Below are 17,904 nucleotides of genomic sequence, written 5' to 3' on the forward strand. Positions count from 1 at the left end.
CGGCTTTTTATATATTTTACAGCGCCGGACTCGCCATACCTTCATTGCACCGGCACTGCTGTTCTTCCCTCTCTTTCTGAAGGTCCGCTTCCTTCATCCGCAAATGTTTGCGGCCTCTCCAGCGGAAGAAGGACAGCACGCCTCGCACGTACTCGTCAATGATCATGCAGGAGTAAATGGCAATGATGCCGATGCCTAACGATACGCCGAATAAATAAGAGCATCCCGTAGCGATAAGCCACATGAAGATCAGGGAGATTTTCATCGTATACCTGGTATCCCCGACCGCATTAAGCGAGTTGCCGATCGCCATATTGACCATTTTTCCCGGCTGAAGCAGCAGGTTCAACAATAACAGCGAAGTGCAAAGGTTCAGTATATCGACATCCTTCGTAAACAATCCGAGCACGTTCCGACCGAATAGGACCAGTATAAACGCATTGACGATGACGAGCGGTAAACCGACCTTCAGCACTTTAAATACGGCATGATACGCTTCTTTGGTCTTCCCCGCCCCATAAAGATGGGCAATCTGGATCTGCGCGGCCAGAGCCAGCGAGAATCCGAGCAGGAAGCAAAACGACTCCAGTGTGTTCATATACGTCCTCGCCGCCAATTCCGTTGAACCGAGCATCGCAAGGAATGAGAATATCGCCAGTTGAGAGAATACCCAGCTCGCCGAGTTGACGCCGAGCGGCCAGCCGATGGCCAGAATTTCCTTAAACAGCTTGCGGTCAAATATTTTGAAATCGCGATGTCCGATTTTTCGTTGAAAGGAGTTCAGGAAAATGACAAACAAGACGATTGTGGCTAGAAGTCTGCTAATCACGGTGGAGATCGCCACTCCGGTCAGCCCCCATTGCGGGAACCCGAAAGCACCGAAAATGAAACCATAGTTCATGATAATGTGAATGACGTTCATGCCGATCGCCGTCATCATCGGCCCTTTGGTGTTTCCCGTATTTCGGATCGCTGTCCCGAGTACCGCCATAGCTGCGGTGAGGATCATCCCGCCTCCGACAATGGAGATATACACCTTCGCTAACGGAATCAATTCATCCGGAAGCTGAAGCATTCTCGCGATCGGCTCGGGAGCCGCGATCAGCAGGATACTGAGGAAGACGCCAATAGCAACCGTAACGTTAAAAGCAATAATCGCGACAGAACGCGCTTCTTCCTCTTTGCGCGAACCGATTTTTTGAGCAATGACAATCCCTGCTCCGCTTGCGACGGTCGCAAAAAGTGTCATCAAGGCATTAAACAGCTGATTCGAGAACCCAACCACGGCTACCGCATTATCCGAAATCCGGCTCACCATCAGCGTATCGACCGATCCGAGTAAAAACTGCAAAAACTGTTCGATAAAGATGGGCCATGCGAGCAGCCACAGGGAAAATTTGTTTTTCTCGCTGCCTTTATTTTTCATCATTATTACAACCTCCTGATAGAACGGGGACGGTTCTACCTGCCCGCATTTAAACTTTGTAGCATGAATCACATTATAGATGCTATAGTTAAGTCAATGTATCAGCTAAACAACTCAATCTTTAATTATTCCAACCTGAAAATATCGAAATATCCGGAGGTGCCCCATGCCGTCTGTTATCGAGTTCACAGCCCCCCCGCTACCGCATTATATTATTAGCGGATTCTCCCCCCTTCCCGTAGGTGGCAAGCATCCCAGCCGTAAAAATATCGGCGCTTTCGATCTGCTGGTCGTGGTGCAGGGTTGTCTCTACGTTGAGGAAGGGGGCCATGAATATGAAATCACTGAGGGTCACGCGCTGATTCTGCGCCCCGACAGCTCCCATTACTCTTATATGGGCTGTAAGGAAGAGACGCTGCATTATTGGGTGCATTTTCAAATCCTCGGAGATTGGAAAGTCATTGAGGAAGAGGATTACCTTGCCTGCCATGGACGTTATCCCGAGGGGGAACCGGGGTATTTATCGCTCCCGCCTTTTGAGATAACTCCTTACAACATTGCTCTCCCCCAGTTCACTAAGTTGGCCCAGCCGCAAAAGATGGCCGAAACGATTAGCGAATTAAATGAGATGAACCGGAATATTCATCTGGCGAGCGTCAGGTTAAGACAACAAGCCTTGTTCCAGGACGTCATCATGCTGCTCTCAGCTTCCCTGGGAGCCGACGGCCCTTCCCCCCAGTCCGCCTGTGCCGAGCGCGCCGCCTCTTACCTGCGTGAGCATTACCGCGAGCCCTTCTCCGCCAAGCAATTGGGAGAGGCCATTAACTTTCACCCGGTGTACATCGCCCGCTGCATGCAAAAGGTCTTCGGCTGTTCGCCGTCAACCTATTTGCTGCGACTGCGGATCGATCAGTCCAAATTGCTGCTGATTCAGACGGATCTGCCCGTGGAGCGGGTTGCCGAGGAGGTCGGTTTCAATCATGCCGCTTATTTCACCGCCAGTTTCACCCGGTTCGAGGGGATGGCTCCGCGGAAGTACAGGCAGCGTTTTGCCTGGAATAAAGGGTAAGTTTAACTGTCCGGATACGCGACAAATTTTACCTTGATCGATAATTTTGCGTATAAGACGGCTGTCATCTATAATCAAGGAAAGCTATCCTATTAAACTACTAAATCTATTAATGGAGGAAATGCGTTGACACAAGTGAAAATCTTCGCGGACAGTATCTCCGATGTCCCGGAATCCTGGATGAATCAATACGATATCGGAGTCGTTCCGCTCTATGTCGTGTTCGGTGAAACTGCTTACAAGGACAAACTTGAAATCACCACAACCGATATTTACCGGAGGGTCGACGAGTCCGGGGAACTGCCCCGCACTTCGGCACCGTCCCCCGCAGACTTTATTGCGGCCTTCTCGCCCTGGATTGAGCGAGGCGATACGATTCTGTTTATCAGCATGTCATCCAAGCTCTCCTCAACCTACCAGAACGCCCTGATCGCCGCAGATGAGCTGCCCGAGGGACGCGTGGTCGTCGTTGATTCACTAAATGTGTCCGGAGGCGTCGCATTGCTCGTTATGAAGGCGGCTCAAGCGGTCAAAGCCGGGCTCCCGGCAAGCGAAATCGCCGTTATGCTGGAGGAGCTTCGCGATCGTGTCGAAATCGAGGTGCTTGTCGACAGCCTGGACTACCTTCATAAAGGCGGACGCGTTTCCAATGTGCAGCATATGATCGGCAGCCTTCTGAAAATCCGTCCCGTCCTGCGCATTAAGGAAGGGTTCGTCATTTCCGCCGATAAATATAGAGGCAAGACCGAAAAAGCGGTGGAGCGCATGCTCCAAAATTTTACGGACAATATTCACAAGGTGGACCGGGAATTAATTATTGTGGCGCAAACTCTCGCCGAAAAAGCAGCCGATTATATCAAAACAACGCTGATGGAAAAGACGGACGTGCGCGAAGTAGCCGTGATCGAAGGCGGCTGTGCCATTTCCTGTCATTGCGGCCCACGGACGGTCGCCATCATGTATTTACGTAAACATGGTTATTCAATGTAATTTGTAATTCACCTTTTATAAAGATCGTCTTCCCGGGTAATCCCTGTGCTGAAGACGATCTTTTTCTGCTTATATGCCTGCTGTTTAGGTGTAAATAAAGGATACGGAAACTTTTTCGCAAATCGGTTCGTAATATTGAAATATAGATATAGATTCTGTAGACAAGATGAACTATTGAGGTGGATGTGGGACAAGTGCGTGAAAGGATCCTGCATAAGCATCCCTGAGGAGGTGGAGAAGGATGAGACTGTGCTCAATCCCATTTGTAAAAACTGCGGTTTGCGCTTTGCTGGTTTGCTCCGTTCTACTGACCGGCGGCCCGCTTCTTCCGAATCAACCCCGTGCCCATGCCGGATACTTCAGCGATCTGTATAAGGGAGTTAAGGAACTTTCGGAGCTTCCCGATGAAGTAAACGAGCTTAAAGCCAGTTATCAAATGACGCAGGACAAGCTGGCAGAAGCGGAATCGACCATGGAAGCATATCGGCAGCAAAACGAGGCGTTGTTGGAACAGAACCGGGAGCTCAGCGCTTCGGTAGCGGCTTTGACGGAAGCCCAGCAAGCCCGTGAGGCCAGCGCCCGGAAGACCCGGATCCTGATCCTCACGGGAGTGCTTCTGCTTGCCGGATATTTCATTCTGCTCCGGATCATCCGCGTGGTGCTCCGGCGATAACTGCCGATTAAAGTGGTGATCAGGCTCCAACAAAAGGCCTTTCCCCAATAGAAACGGAGGGATTCGCAAGATGGAGATTTTGTACGATAACGAACCCTCGGGCTATGGAGGACAAGCCGTTACCTTCAAAGTCCATGAAGGGGAGAAACTCCATGTGCTCCATCCGGCTCAGGTCATCGCCTTCAGAGGCCCATCCGGATGCCGGAGCGACAAACTTATGAATGTGAAGGGCATGTACCGCAAAAAAAAGCTGATCCGGGCCGACTTCACCGGAACCTGCCAATTTGTGGCGGCGATGCCGCCTTCTATCACGCTAAAACCGATCAAGCTGACAGCCGAGAGCGATTTGCTGTATGACTTCCGGCATCTCTTTTTTTATACGGACGGCGTTCGTATGGAAACCCGGTTGCTCAGCATGAAAAATATGATGATTACCCGCGATGCCGTCAAAATGAAGTTTTCCGGCGACGGACAGATCGGCATTCTGACGCAAGGGCAGGTGCTCGAACTTCCCCTCTATCCCGATCAGCCATTGTACGTCGAAGCCGGCTGCGTGATCGCTTATCCCGAAAACGCCAAGCTGGAGTTGTCCGTATACGGCAACCATCTGGCGAGCCAGCATATGAAATACCAGTGGAAAATCACCGGCCACGGTTCGGTGCTGATCCAATCCGGCGGCGGAAGCCGGGAACTCGAGCGCGATCTGGACAATAACGACGGGATCGTTAAGCGCTTCTTGCGCGAAGCAATTCCGTTTGGAGGCGTGTTCATCAAGTAGGGCGAGTGTGGGGGCGTAGCGCTGTTGGCTGCGGGGCGGGGCGCGGAGGCCGTGAGGGACGCGGGGCGTGGCGCGCTTGGCCGCGGGGCGGCCGTGGTGCGGAGGCCGTGAGGGACGAGGGGGCGAAGGAGCGATTGGCCACCCAGGCCGGGCGCGGAGGACGCGAGGGCCGGGCACGTAGACCGCGAGGGCCGGGGAGACTCAACGTCCACGCAGGCACGGAGGCCGCAAAGGGCACGGGGCACATAGGCCACAGGCCCAGCTGACCGGGCGGGCTGCCTCCCTTGCCCCGTTGATGCAATTAGCTGTATAACCTACAGTTAATTGGCGAGAAAGGACCACTTTTTGCGATTTAACTGTAAAACCTGCAGCTAATTCTATGTTTTTCAACACTTTAGGGTAGATTGGATGCAAATAACTGTATGTTTTACAGTTATTTTTATCGCGGAGAGCTAATCACCAAAAATAGATGTAGGAAATACAGTTAATTTTTGCGAGTTTGCTAACCCTGGCTCAAACGGGATAAGTAACTAGAAATATTAGTTTGTTTAGACCTAGAGCATTGGAGCACTTATTGGAGCACTTATTGGAGCATTAGAGAAAACACCGGAATTAGAGCACGTACTAGTGCATTAGTTAGTTTACATACTTGAGCTTAGAGTACATATTGGAGCACTAGAGAACACACTGGACCTTAGAGCAACGTACTTGAGAATTAGTTAGTTTACATACTAGAGCTTAGAGTACATATTGGAGCACTAGAGAACACCCTAGCATTAGAGCACACACTGGAGCATTAGAGCCACCTAGAGCATTAGAGCCACCTAGAGCATTAGAGCCACATTAGAGCATTAGAGCCACATTAGAGCACTAGAGCATCGGAGCACATTAGAGTATTAGTCCAGTCCCAAAACGGCGGCTCGAGCCGGGTCACGCGATTAAAAGGGATCGCAGCGATCCGTCCTCAACGCCCCAGAAGAAAAACGCGCTGCCCGCCAAAGCATCTGAATGCTTGGGAGCAACGCGTGTATGATACCGGTGTGTAGGGGCCGGTTTTATTTTTTGCCTGCATCTATATCCTGCGGACGTAAGCCTTCCCAAATGTTCGGGATGTCTACCGCATCGGGATCATCGAACACCAGGAACGCTGTTGGTAAATACCGTTCACCGTATTCGGAGGACGGCTTGTTGACGATCTCTCCGTCTTTGGTAGCCAATACCGTAGAAGACCCGCCGTCCAGGTTTGCCGCTATGACCGCGCCATGATCCAGCATGATCTGCTGAACGTCGTACAAACTGGCTCCGATACTGTATCCCGGCTGGCGTCCATCAATAATGACAAACAGAATTGCACCATCTTCTCTTTGGCCCATCGCCGTTCGCGGCGCGATACCCCAGCCGTCCTTCTGGCTGCGGATTTGGCCCTTGCCGTTGACGATGATCCGCGGCTGGAAGGTCACCGCTTCCTGGATGCCCAGCTTATCCAGCTCGTCGAGCGTGTATTTACCGGCGATCATCCTCCCTTGTTTGTCGAGACCGACAATTTGGGTCGATGCATTGTTGCTAATGCCGTTATAATACAGCTTCCCTTGCGAGATGACGACCCCGATCGGTTTAAAGCCGTTGCCCTTCCAGTTCGGATCGGCAAACCCGCCTCCGTTTACTCCGGCTACTGCACCGGTTCGGGCAACCATGCTGGATACCTTCTCTCCTTTACCGCGTTTGGCCGGAACACCCAGTCGGATTTTCGTCGGATCGTTCACCGTCAGTACGTAACCGCGATACCCGGTGCCGGAGACCTCCTCTATTTCGATCAGCGGTTTCTCCGCTTGTTCTTCCGTCTCTTCTACCGGATCAGGCAGATTGATCGTATGGGTGTCTTTTTCCGTGCCCATCTCGTCAAACTGTTGCTGGTATGCGGCAACCCGCTTATCCAGTTCCGCTTGTCCTATTATATATTTCGCCCAATGACGATGCTGCGTTGTAATCAAAGTATCCGCCATAAGGAAGCGCATATTGTTACCCGAAGGCGTAAGGAATAGCCAAATGAACGCAATTACTCCTAATAGCATCATTACGGTGATCATTCTGCCGACAAACCGGAGAAATCCTCCCTTTCGCCTGCTTTTCTTGCGTTTACGTTTGTTAGTCCCCTTCCCCTTCCTAACCGAAGAACGGCTGGGCAGCGATGCGGACTCAGGCTGCATAGCTTGCATACTTAATCTCCTAACTGCTTGCTTGATTTACATGCTACTCATGTAAACGTCAGGCAGAGGATAAAAGTTTCACTTCACTGGGCCTATATTCACAAACGCATACGGCTTCTAGCGACCTAAGCGCAGAATTTCCCGCGCACCGCATAGATCTCCTGAAAGCCCCGGCTTTTTAGGAGTCTTGCCGCTTTCCTGCCTTGATGCAAGCTGTCCGAGAGAATGACTACCGGTTCATCGGGGGACAACTCTTTGTTCCAGAGGAACGGAAGCCTCCCGATCGAAATGTTGATCGCGCCGCTGACATGACACTGTTCATAGAAAAACGCATCGCGGACATCGACCATCTTAGCCTCGGCGGGGATTTCAGGCGTCTCACGGAGCTTGCTCGCCTCCACGTAAGCCAGCCCTTTTACAGGCCAGAAGCGGTGCAACACCCATAAGCCTGCGGCGCCGGCGCCCAGCAGCAGGACGGCAAACATCAGTATCATCATGTTTTAGACCAGCTCGCCTCTCCAGGCCAGCAAACCTCCGGTCATATTTACCACGTTGTATCCACTTTCGGAGAGCAGTTCACATGCAAGCCCGCTCCGTCCCCCGCTGCGGCATACGATAAACCACTCTTGCTTAGGATCGAGCTCCTCGAGTCTCTGGGGTAATTGCCCTAACGGAATGTGCTTGGCTCCCGGGATATGGCCTTCTTCCCACTCAACAGGCTCACGTACGTCAACAATATTCAATTCTTCTCCGCGCCCCAGCCGTTCGGCCAAATCATGGGCGGATATTTCTTTATCGGGTTGAAAACTCATAATCAAATCATCTCCTTGTATGTTACTATCTGCTCTTTACAAGCAACTCTACAGCTTCCTTAACCAGCTTCTCGGTAGTATGGCCTTCAGCCTGTTCCTTCAGCAGACAATGCTGCAAATTGTCCGCCACGATCTGTGCGATCGCCTTATCGGACGCATTGCGAACAGCGGAAAGCTGGCTGACAACGTCCTTGCAAGACTTGCCTTCCTCCATAAGCCGCAACACACCACGCACCTGGCCTTCAATCCTTTTCAGGCGGCGTTTTAAATCATCCGAGTATTGAATTTCTTGATCTGACATCGGAGTCCCTCCATCTCATGTAGAATACCCCTATGGGTATAAATAATAATAAATCCTTCTGTACTTGTCAAACCCTCAGGATCGCGCAAAGACAGCAAAAGAGCCTCCGGCTTGCGGAGGCTCTTTCTGCTATATGAATTAGACGATTTGCCACGGACCTTCCGTTGGTCATCTTTTTGGAGGATATGATCTTTTTGAAAATTGTAAATTAGGGCAAACAATCCCTATTTAAATTTACCTTCCCAGAAGAAGCGTCCCTTAAACAAACGTTCGGCGATGAGCTCGTGTTCTTCATCCGAAAGCACGGTTGCCATTTCATCCAAAATTTTGCCCGAGTCATACTTTTCACGGCTCATATGCAACTTAACCTCATTACGATCGGCATCCAGTATCATTGCCGTCGCCCCGCCTTCTTTGGAATTCCAAGGTTCCCATTCCGGCAATCCCAGTTCGCCATTCGGGGACCCTTCGCGCAAAAATCGTTTCAAATAAGCACTCATCGCATGGGTCAGCTTGGCCCTTCCGGGTTTATCGGCTTCGCTATAATAAGATTCCCCAGGAATTTCAGCCAGCCAATGATTCGTATGACCGGACCAGAAATCCATGTCCGCCCCGTGCGTACTCCCCAGAGCCGCAAGCACACCACCCGAAAAAGCCGCGCTGGGCCTCCAGGCAAAGCGGTAAACATAAATGAAGGGCTGATCCCGATTCCCGGCCAATGCCTCAGCCACCTCATCGGCATTGAATCCCGCATATAGCCGGCTGCCGAACGAGTTCGCTTTTCCGTAAAGCGCGGCTTCCTTCGAATCGGCTTGTTTAAGAGGATTCTGAGCATATTCTGCAAATATGTCATTATTAAAAATAAATCCTGCGAATTCATCCATCGTGCAACCGAGCATCAGGGGCACCTTTATGTATTTTCCCTGGCCAAGCCGGTTAAAGCCTTCCTCCGGGATGACGAACCCGTCCATAAACAGGTGAGGGAACGCCTCCATTCGAATCTCGGCCGGTTCGCAATGCAAGAGCAGTTCCTCCGCGCTCTTCCCTCGGGCGTAAGCGGCCTTGTCCTCTTGCGACAGGTTGTGCAAATAACGACGAGCTTCTATCGTATTCGCTTCATACCTATCCTTCATGACTAACTTGGAAAGGAGCTTTTCCGCATAGGCCTCCCCCTGCGCTTTACTCGCTAAAGTCATTCCACCGCTAAACACGGTCGACTTGTGATACAGTCCTTCCGCGCAAGGCGATATGAACGAGGCCAGAATATTCCTTGCTCCGGCCGATTGTCCCGCCAAGGTAACATTGTCCGGATCACCGCCGAAACTGGAAATATGCTCGCGGACCCAGCGTAATGCCTGAAATATATCCAGCAAGCCATAGTTCCCCGAATCATTCTCGGCGTCACCAGTAGATAGCCCGCTCCAGGAAAACCAACCGAACGGGCCCAGCCGGTAGTTGATCGAGACCACGATTCCATCGACCCCGACAGCAAGGCGATCTCCACAAAAGTCCTCACCCGAACCATTCTGATTTCCGCCGCCATGGACATATACCCATACCGGAAGACCGGTTCTTGTATGATCCGGACGCCAAACATTTAAATATAAACAATCTTCGCTTCCGATCATTTCTCCGTCGCGCATCTGCGCGCAAGGCATAGCAAACCGGCGAGCGGACCTGATTCCTGTCCAGGGCTTGACCGGCGCAGGAGATTTCCATCTCGCCTCTCCGACCGGCGGTTCGGCATAAGGAACGCCAAGCCAACTTAACACGCCTTCTTCCTTGTCCCTCAGACCATCGACCACTCCTATGGTGAGCGGTTGCAGCGTTTCTCCCTTGAATCTGACCGGTTCATTGTCCGTCATAACGCATTCATCCCTTTGTCGTAAAGTTCTACCGAAGCTTCCTAAACAAAGAGAGAGCGGCACTTTGTCGTCCGCTCTCCTCTACTCCATCTTTTCTAATCAAAACAAATCAGTTCATCAAATTCAACAATCAATATACTACGTTGGCTTCTTGTGCGCGAGTGCCATTCCAGCAGGCTCAAATTCACCCCAAAGGTACCACCGGCTTTGCCAACAAAAAGACCCACTCCGAATTCTACCGTTCGGAATGGGTCTCGCTTCGATATTCAATTTCAACTTACAGGACAGCAGACTCTCGCCGGATCCGTTCCAGCAGGGCCTTGCACCCCTTGCCGACCAGATCGTAAGTTTCTTCAAAATTGCCGGTGTAATAAGGATCGGGAACCTCCTTAAGGACGGAATCCGGAACCAGGTCCAGCAGCTTGATAATCTTCGCATCCGCTTGGCGCGCCAGCATCTTCAAATCGCTCTCATTCTGATTATCCATCGCTATGATATAGTCGAACTGCGTAAAGTCCTCTACTGCCACCTGGCGCGCTTGCAGTCCTTCATAAGATATGCCGTATTGATCCAGAATCGTTCTTGTTCCGTGATGGGGCGGCTTACCAACATGCCAGTCTCCGGTCCCTGCGGAATCGATCAGAAAATGCTGCTCCAATCCCTCTTCAGCCACCAAATGCCGAAACATCGCCTCTGCCATAGGGGAGCGGCAAATATTCCCCAGACAGACGAATAAAACGCCGACTTTGTTGTTATCGTTCATATATTTTCACCTCGTGTTAGATACTACTAACAGATACTACTATAGGCCGCCGTTTTCAACAAGCACAAGCAGGATTCCGTCCATGTATAACGTACCCAATCCCTTACTTCTTGGTCGGACTTCTTCATGTCTGCCACTTAACCTATAACATAAAAGGAACCGACCATCAGGCCGGTTCCTTTTATGTTTCTAAGTAACTATTCACCTGTTATAGCTACACCGACGATTACTGAGCTTTCGACCGCTTGCGGCCGTACTGGAATAACCCAAGGAGGATTAACCCGATCCCCGCTCCATTCATTAAACCCATGAGGAAGTCGCTCACATGGACATCGCTGCGGCGCAGAAGAATTGTTGCCACAATCAGTATCATACCGGCCAGATTGATGAGATAACCTGAATTTTTGGACTTTGTCATTGAATATTCCTCCTTAAATTTTATAAGCACGCATTGCTTTGCGAAGCTCTTTAAGCGTTGGACGCTTCCCGTACAACAGGACTCCCGTGCGGTAAATTTTAGCGGACAGCCAGCCGAAGAGAAAAATGGCTACGATCAGGATCGCCATCGAAATCAAAATTTCCCAAACCGGAGTATCGCCCACACCGATCCGTACAATCATGGACACCGGTGAGAAGAACGGGATATAACTGCTTACCTTCAGCAGCGTGGAATTCGGTGCTGCCAGACTGAAAATACCGATATAAAAGGCAGCCAGCGACAGCATCGTGATCGGCATGATCGCCTGACCCAGCTCTTCCGTCCGGCTAACGAGCGAGCCGATAGCGGCAAACAGCGTCGCGTACAGGAAGTAACCGAGGATGTAGAAGATAAGACCAAACACCAGCACTTCAACATTGATTTGCGATAAATCCATATTAAAATCAGCAAGGACGGAACTATTATGAGGCAGCGAGACGTTAATCGCGATCACCACCGCAAAGATAGCGATTTGGAGCAATCCTATAAAGAACATGCCGATAATTTTGCCGAACATTTGAGCCAGCGGCGATACGCTCGTAATGAGGATTTCCATAATGCGCGAGCTCTTCTCCGCCGTTACTTCCGCAGCAATCATGTTCCCCGTCATCATAATAGTCATGAAGAACAGGATGACCAGCACGTAGACGATCACAAAGTTAATCGTTGCCGCTTTTTCATGCTTGGCTTCCCCGCTCGCAGCAGCACCTTCTCCTCCTGCCACCGCCTGCTTCATCGCCTCGATTTGAACGGGAGATGTCAGCGCGGCAATCTGTTCGTCATTGAGCGTTCCTTTGGTGATATACTCGGCCTTCACGCTTTGCAGGGCGGCTTGCAGCGAGGTTTGCAGTCCCTGCGGTATGCTGTCCTTCTTGGAAATATACGTGACGGTTGGGAACGCGCCTTCCGTGCCTTCGCCAAACTGCAGGTACCCGTCTATTTTTCCACTTTCAATATCTTTCTGAAGGACCTGTTCATCTGCCTGGTCGTATTCCACCAGTGTGAACCCGGTAGTCCCTTCCCCTTGTTTGTCTTGGTAAGCTTTCAGTGAACCGGCCAGTTCGGGTTGGTTGCTGTGAATGAGCCCGATGGCTGCCGGGCCGTCATCCCCGGTAAATTTATCGATGAAATACGGTACGTTCAGGCCGATCGTGACCAGCAACGCCAATATCAGGGTAGTAATTGTAAATGATTTCGCTTTGACTTTGTTTAAAAAGGTAAATCCGATCACTGTGCTCATTTTATTCATTCGATTCACCCACTTCTTTAATGAATATTTGATTCAAGGTCGGTTCTTTGATTTCGAAGTGTTCCACTTCGCTTTGTTCCATCGCCGTTCGTAAAATAGCCTTCGCCGCTGCCACATCGGAAATCTTGATCAGATATCCCCGTTCCTTGCGTTCTACGCCGCTGACTCCTGCAATTTGTTCCAATCCAACGACTTGCGTAGAGGTATTTAAGATGATTTCCTCCCGCGGGTACCGTTTCTTGATCTCCGTCAGATTGCCCTGGAGCACGGTCTTGGAACGGTCGAGGATAGTGATGTTACGGCACAGCTCCTCCACATGCTCCATGCGGTGAGTGGAGAATAAAATGCTCGTGCCCTCGTCGCGCAATTCCTTGACCGTCGCCTTCAACAGCTCTACGTTGACCGGATCGAGCCCGCTGAACGCTTCGTCCATGATAACGAGCTTCGGCTTATGGACTACGGCGGCGATAAAGCCCATCTTTTGCTGATTCCCTTTAGACAATTCTTCGATCTTCTTGTCGTAATACTCAGGCACTTCAAAACGATCAAGCCAATATTTCAGGTTCTTGTCGGCCTCGGACGCTGACATGCCGCGCAGCCGGGCTAAATAAATAATTTGGTCACTCACTTTTACCTTCGGATAAAGCCCGCGTTCCTCGGGTAAGTATCCCATTTGATGCTGAAGCTCGTTTCCATAAGGCTTCCCGTTATATAGAATCCGGCCGCTGTCGGGATAAATCAGGCCGAGCACCATACGCATCGTCGTCGTTTTGCCTGCACCGTTGGCGCCGAGCAGCCCGTAAATTTCTCCCTGTTCCACCTGAAGCGAAATTTCGCTGACCGCGGTCTTTTCTCCGAATTGCTTAACTACCTGTTCCAAAACTAAAGGCTTTGTCATCGCTTACCCCTCATTTCTAATTTGATTGTCCAGGTTGATGCCCTTGAATCCAAAGCTGCAATATTTCCTCCAGCTCCAGGCTGCGACTTTTAATGATATGGACGTTCGCCCGTTCGCGCTCGCACCATTCTTCAAACTCCAAGCTATCGCTTACTACAAGCTTCGTAATGGAAGGACCGTCCTCCCTGCAGGTCAAAACGCCGGGAATGCTCTTCAGCTCATCTGATTGCGCTCCGCGAATCCAGACCTCTTTCCAACTGCCAAAAAGAGCGTCCTTCTCAGCCATGCCTACAATCTGTCCATGATGGACCAGTACGATATAATCGGCGAGTCGTTTGACTTCCTCCACGATATGGGTGGACAGGACGATCGTCACATCCTCCCCGTCCAAGCACGCCCGAAGCTCATCGATCATATCCTTCCAGGCGAACGGATCGAGTCCGGACGATGGTTCATCCAGCAGCAGCAGCTTCGGCTTGGCCGCGAGTACGGCAGCGATTTCGAACTTGCGCCGCTCCCCCTTCGACATCCGGTTCAGCCGTTCGCCGCGCGGTACTTCAAACCGGGTCATCAGTGCTTCAAACCGCTCCCAATCCCAGGTCGGATACCAGTGGGCTCTGAATTTAGCCGCACTTTCAGCGGTCATAAAGTGCTCTTCCCGCGTCGGATTCTCGGGAACGTACCCGATTTGCTGTCTTATCGACAGGGGCAGGGCTTCTTTAGCCTTTTCCCCAAACCAGGAAATCTCACCGGCATCCGGATGAATGGTTTGCAGCATTAGGTTCAGCATAGTGCTTTTGCCCGAACCGTTGGGGCCGACTAGAGCGACTACATAACCTTGTGGAATCTGCAGGTTAATCGGCCCGATCGGTTTTCTCGTTCCTCTTTTTAAGGCGCCGTTAAACTCGATGGCCATCTTCTGTTCCATTATTCCATTCATTGGGATGCCCCCTTTCCGTCAGTGCCTTTGTACTTTTTATTTAAAATTTGTAAAAACAACTGCTTCAGTTCTTCCTCTCCATACTGGACCGAAATCCCCGTGTCCACGGCCACTTCCACCGCCTCTTGAACGACTGTCCGGCGATATTCATCGCGTTCCCCCGCTCCGACGCTCGCCACAAACGTCCCGGTCCCCTGCCGCGTCCGCAGCAATCCTTCATTCTCCAGATCTTGATACACCCTTCGGACCGTAATGACGCTGCAATTCAAGCTGCCGGCAAATTCACGAATGGAGGGAAGCAGAGTTCCTTCTTCGATTTGTCCGCTTACTATTAATGACCTGAGCTGTGTTTCGATTTGATGATACAATGGCTCAGCGCTGTTTTCATTGATTTGAATGGGAATCCACACCTTCCTAACTCACCTCCGCTTTTGGCGACACACCCACATTCTTCATCGTGCCAAATCCCGCTTATTCAGCGACCTCCGTGTTATCGAACAGAATATGCTCAAAATCACGGCTCCTACTACTAGAGTTCCCCACATGACCGGGGACAAAAGCGCATGCCGCTCGGAATAATCCAGCGTCCATTGCAGCAAATTGCCGTCAAACCAGCTGACCGCAAAGGCGCCTACAGCGATAACAACCAATTGGAGCACCATCATCCACAAGTAGGTTCTGCCTTTTTTCATAAATTCAAAATAGATATAAAGACCGTTCATTGCCAGCACATAACCGATCCAAGTCAATACAAAGGCGAGGTACTGGGCCAAGCCCATCTTGATGCCCATCGCAACGAACATGAAGTAGACCGTCGTGAACAAGATCAGGCTGTTTAACGGAATTGCCGTGGCGAGCTGGATCAAACGGCTCTTCATAATCGTTGTGTCCGGAATCGGCAGTGTTCTGTAATGGAGAAGCATTTTGGTGTACGAATCCTCTTTAATGTAGTTGAATGATCTTCTGGAAAAATAAAATCCGACCATCGGCACCAGTATCAGCAAGAGGAAATCCGCCATCGGATTCATCACCGCCCGGGCCTCTTCCCGGGAGTGGAACAATGTGCTCATCATGATTCCGGTGTAAATCATAAAGACTAAGTTCCATACTAGATACATCCGGTCTAGCCGCAAATCCTTTGCAAAAATTATCCAGGCGTCTTTCCATTCCTTCAAGTTCAATCACCCTTCTTCAGCTAAAAATGTAATCCGGCGACACTGTGAATCGCGCCCGGCTTATAAGTGTTCCTTTAGTGTTCACTAGGTGTGCTTACTGTTTATATCTTTATACACAGTATATACTGTGCTTATCCCTCCGTCAACCCTATTTTTTCCACAAAATAAAATGGCAACTTCCACCCCACACGTCCTCTACCTACCTGCGGTTTGTTCTGACCTCACGCATTTAACGAACCCAGCAAACCTTATTTGGTCATAATTCCGCTGATTGTGATTCTAAGGAACTCCAGTAACCTTATTCCGAGCAAAGAGCCACTTCTGACGCCTAAACTAGCTCAATAACGCCGCTGGAGTTCGTTAGATTAGGTAATGGGCCATTTTTCTGCTAATAAGCACACTACGGTTCGTTAGAGTGATGGGCCGGCATAGGAGAGACAGTGCATGAAAGACGGTACATGAGCGACAGTGCATGAACGACGCTACACAATAAAAGCAGCACAAAAAAACCGCCGGAGCAAAATCGCTCCAGCGGCTTCTTGGCTAAGTCCAGCTCTATAATCCAAAAATAACTTCCCATACCGGCTTCGTATGTCCGCCGGGATACAGCATGTACAGCAGCACGTATACCATCACACCGGTAATTGCGGTGAAGAACCAAATTACCGAAGTGGTTCTGCCCCATTTGCGGTGTTTCGCATACTTTGCCTTGAATCCGAGAACGAGGGTCGTAATCCCGAATACCGCAGCCACCGTGGCCAATATGATATGAAAAACGAGGAATACTTGGTAATAGACCTTCAAATGTTCAGGTCCGCCCCATGACGTATTGCCGATAAACACGGTCCGCGACATGTAGATGATAAAAAAGAGCAGCGCCGCAACGGCCGCGGCGATCATCGTTTTCTTGTGCGCCTCCCGTTTTCCCTTGATAATCAAGCCCCAGCCAATCGCAACAAGCACGGCGCTGATTACGATAAACGAGGTGCTGATCGTCGGGAATAAGGTAAACAAATCCATTTGAATCCTCCTGTCCACAATGCTTCCATCAATATCAAATTTGATTCAGTTTTAAATCGTCGGGCAGCTGTTCGTCCTCTTCCTCCCGGTTCTCCTGCCTGTACCATTGGAAGAATACATAAGCCAGCATCGATGCAAAGATGATCTCCTGAATGAATTTCATCAGAATGCCCCCGACCTGCTGGTCGATCCGCGGCTCCAGATAGCCGAAGAACTCAGGTCCTCCAAAACGGTCAAGCAACATCGACGTATCTCCGGGAATGCAGTATCCCATAGCCTTGGACCAAATGACAGGATCGCTGTAGGTAGCATACAAGGTTTCCGGCGCAAAAATAATCAGTCCGCACGCAGGCGTCAGCAAGACCATATTGAGGAAGATGAAGCCCATCTTCTTCAAACCCTGCGCATCACCGTGAGCCGGCAACGGTTTGACGAGCGTCCACCACATGAGCACCGCGGCTATGAACAGTACGATGTAATACAGGCGGTGAATCCCAAAATGAAGCATCACATAATCATGTACCACAGGCAGGTGATAAAAGGAAAACAGCCCGTTAAACACGACGGCGGCAACGACCGGGTGAGTCAAAAACTTCAAGCGGCGCAGCGGGCCCTTGCCAAGAAAGGACGAAATCCCGCGCCAGATCCACTCGGGAAGACCGAGCATCAGGAGCGGCGGGGCGACCAGATAAGACAGCGCCATGCTGATCATGTGGAAGCTGAACATCATATGCCCCAATAGTTCCACAGGCCCGCCCTGAGCCATATACAGCACGCCCATTCCCAGCACGAATAAAACCTTTTTACCGGCGGATACAGGCTTTCCTTGTCCGAATTTCTCGTTAAGCGGTCCCGTCAGCACCAAATAACCCGCCGTGATGAGCAGCATGACCGCCAGAAATACAGGGCTCCAAACATCCGCAAATTTAAAGTATTCTAACCCCAGCACGCTTAACCCTCCCTCCGTCGCTTTGTTTTTCTGTCCAATTTGTGAACTGGCCCTAATAATACGAATTCAAAAAGTCTGGTTTGCAGGACCAAAGCAAATCCTTCCGAAGTGCGTTTTTACAAAACGCTTTAGGTTGAATAAAGCTAGGGACTGAGTAGCGGAGCGTACAAAGGTACGTGAGCAACGGAAGGCCCGGCTGAATTCAAGATTCGACGTCGAATCCGCTTCATAATCTGCTTCGTCGTGGAAAGTTGACTTTTTGAATAACCTCTAATAGGAAGAAAGAGGCGGCTTGGTATCAAGCCCACCTC

Annotated in this window: 19 protein-coding genes; 4 read left to right on the plus strand and 15 right to left on the minus strand. The window is 50.6% G+C overall.

From position 1 onward, the window contains the following. Positions 1 to 16: 16 nt before the first annotated feature. Positions 17 to 1,429: an MATE family efflux transporter gene (locus tag KJS57_RS15930; RefSeq protein ID WP_373316828.1), complete on the minus strand. Its 1,413-nt coding sequence runs from the start codon at positions 1,427 to 1,429 to the stop codon at positions 17 to 19. Between the two features lie 163 nt (positions 1,430 to 1,592). Between KJS57_RS15930 and KJS57_RS15935 the strand changes: the two genes are divergently transcribed. From KJS57_RS15935 to KJS57_RS15950, 4 genes are all read left to right on the plus strand, one after another. Continuing rightward, positions 1,593 to 2,495 (plus strand): helix-turn-helix transcriptional regulator, encoded by a 903-nt coding sequence (locus KJS57_RS15935; RefSeq protein WP_211023766.1) that lies wholly within the window; start codon positions 1,593 to 1,595, stop codon positions 2,493 to 2,495. A 126-nt stretch (positions 2,496 to 2,621) separates the two neighbouring features. Further along, entirely contained in the window at positions 2,622 to 3,485 is an 864-nt protein-coding gene (locus tag KJS57_RS15940; protein ID WP_213655554.1) for a DegV family protein, read from the plus strand. 241 nt (positions 3,486 to 3,726) lie between these two features. Then, a complete protein-coding gene (locus KJS57_RS15945; protein ID WP_211023770.1) occupies positions 3,727 to 4,158 on the plus strand; it encodes a hypothetical protein in 432 nt (143 codons plus the stop codon). Positions 4,159 to 4,228: 70 nt separating this feature from the next. Further along, positions 4,229 to 4,936, plus strand: a complete 708-nt coding sequence (locus tag KJS57_RS15950; RefSeq protein ID WP_213655555.1) for an AIM24 family protein — start codon at positions 4,229 to 4,231, stop codon at positions 4,934 to 4,936. Between the two features lie 1,055 nt (positions 4,937 to 5,991). On the opposite strand, the gene KJS57_RS15955 is transcribed toward KJS57_RS15950, so the two are convergent. The 14 genes from KJS57_RS15955 to ctaG all read right to left on the minus strand — a co-directional run bounded on the left by KJS57_RS15955 (position 5,992) and on the right by ctaG (position 17,593). After that, positions 5,992 to 7,143, minus strand: coding sequence for a phosphodiester glycosidase family protein (locus KJS57_RS15955; protein ID WP_213655630.1), 1,152 nt, complete (start codon positions 7,141 to 7,143; stop codon positions 5,992 to 5,994). A 125-nt stretch (positions 7,144 to 7,268) separates the two neighbouring features. Next, complete coding sequence (locus KJS57_RS15960; protein ID WP_213655556.1) at positions 7,269 to 7,640, minus strand: rhodanese-like domain-containing protein; 372 nt, start codon at positions 7,638 to 7,640, stop codon at positions 7,269 to 7,271. A 3-nt stretch (positions 7,641 to 7,643) separates the two neighbouring features. Beyond that, positions 7,644 to 7,955: a rhodanese-like domain-containing protein gene (locus KJS57_RS15965; protein ID WP_211023775.1), complete on the minus strand. Its 312-nt coding sequence runs from the start codon at positions 7,953 to 7,955 to the stop codon at positions 7,644 to 7,646. Positions 7,956 to 7,980: 25 nt separating this feature from the next. Continuing rightward, a complete protein-coding gene (locus KJS57_RS15970) occupies positions 7,981 to 8,256 on the minus strand; it encodes a metal-sensitive transcriptional regulator (protein ID WP_211023777.1) in 276 nt (91 codons plus the stop codon). A gap of 224 nt (positions 8,257 to 8,480) precedes the next feature. Next, entirely contained in the window at positions 8,481 to 10,121 is a 1,641-nt protein-coding gene (locus KJS57_RS15975) for a carboxylesterase/lipase family protein (RefSeq protein WP_213655557.1), read from the minus strand. Between the two features lie 277 nt (positions 10,122 to 10,398). Beyond that, entirely contained in the window at positions 10,399 to 10,884 is a 486-nt protein-coding gene (locus KJS57_RS15980) for a low molecular weight protein-tyrosine-phosphatase (RefSeq protein WP_213655558.1), read from the minus strand. A gap of 226 nt (positions 10,885 to 11,110) precedes the next feature. Next, positions 11,111 to 11,302, minus strand: a complete 192-nt coding sequence (locus tag KJS57_RS15985) for a hypothetical protein (protein ID WP_213655559.1) — start codon at positions 11,300 to 11,302, stop codon at positions 11,111 to 11,113. 13 nt (positions 11,303 to 11,315) lie between these two features. Next, positions 11,316 to 12,611, minus strand: a complete 1,296-nt coding sequence (locus tag KJS57_RS15990; protein ID WP_211023785.1) for an ABC transporter permease — start codon at positions 12,609 to 12,611, stop codon at positions 11,316 to 11,318. Continuing rightward, the gene (locus KJS57_RS15995) at positions 12,604 to 13,509 is read right to left on the minus strand and encodes an ABC transporter ATP-binding protein (protein WP_211023787.1); all 906 of its coding nucleotides are present in this window, start codon (positions 13,507 to 13,509) and stop codon (positions 12,604 to 12,606) included. The genes KJS57_RS15990 and KJS57_RS15995 overlap by 8 nt, the downstream gene beginning before the upstream one ends. A 16-nt stretch (positions 13,510 to 13,525) precedes the next feature. Beyond that, the gene (locus KJS57_RS16000; RefSeq protein WP_306434237.1) at positions 13,526 to 14,449 is read right to left on the minus strand and encodes an ATP-binding cassette domain-containing protein; all 924 of its coding nucleotides are present in this window, start codon (positions 14,447 to 14,449) and stop codon (positions 13,526 to 13,528) included. Then, positions 14,446 to 14,859: a GntR family transcriptional regulator gene (locus KJS57_RS16005; RefSeq protein ID WP_211023789.1), complete on the minus strand. Its 414-nt coding sequence runs from the start codon at positions 14,857 to 14,859 to the stop codon at positions 14,446 to 14,448. Before KJS57_RS16005 ends, KJS57_RS16000 begins: the two co-directional genes overlap by 4 nt. 42 nt (positions 14,860 to 14,901) lie before the next feature. After that, positions 14,902 to 15,624, minus strand: a complete 723-nt coding sequence (locus KJS57_RS16010; protein WP_213655560.1) for a hypothetical protein — start codon at positions 15,622 to 15,624, stop codon at positions 14,902 to 14,904. 555 nt (positions 15,625 to 16,179) lie between these two features. Beyond that, positions 16,180 to 16,644: a DUF420 domain-containing protein gene (locus KJS57_RS16015; RefSeq protein ID WP_211023792.1), complete on the minus strand. Its 465-nt coding sequence runs from the start codon at positions 16,642 to 16,644 to the stop codon at positions 16,180 to 16,182. A 34-nt stretch (positions 16,645 to 16,678) separates the two neighbouring features. Continuing rightward, complete coding sequence (ctaG, locus tag KJS57_RS16020) at positions 16,679 to 17,593, minus strand: cytochrome c oxidase assembly factor CtaG (protein ID WP_213655561.1); 915 nt, start codon at positions 17,591 to 17,593, stop codon at positions 16,679 to 16,681. Positions 17,594 to 17,904: the final 311 nt, after the last annotated feature.

It is taken from the genome of Paenibacillus vini (assembly GCF_018403325.1).
Classification (GTDB): Bacteria; Bacillota; Bacilli; order Paenibacillales; family Paenibacillaceae; genus Fontibacillus; species Fontibacillus vini.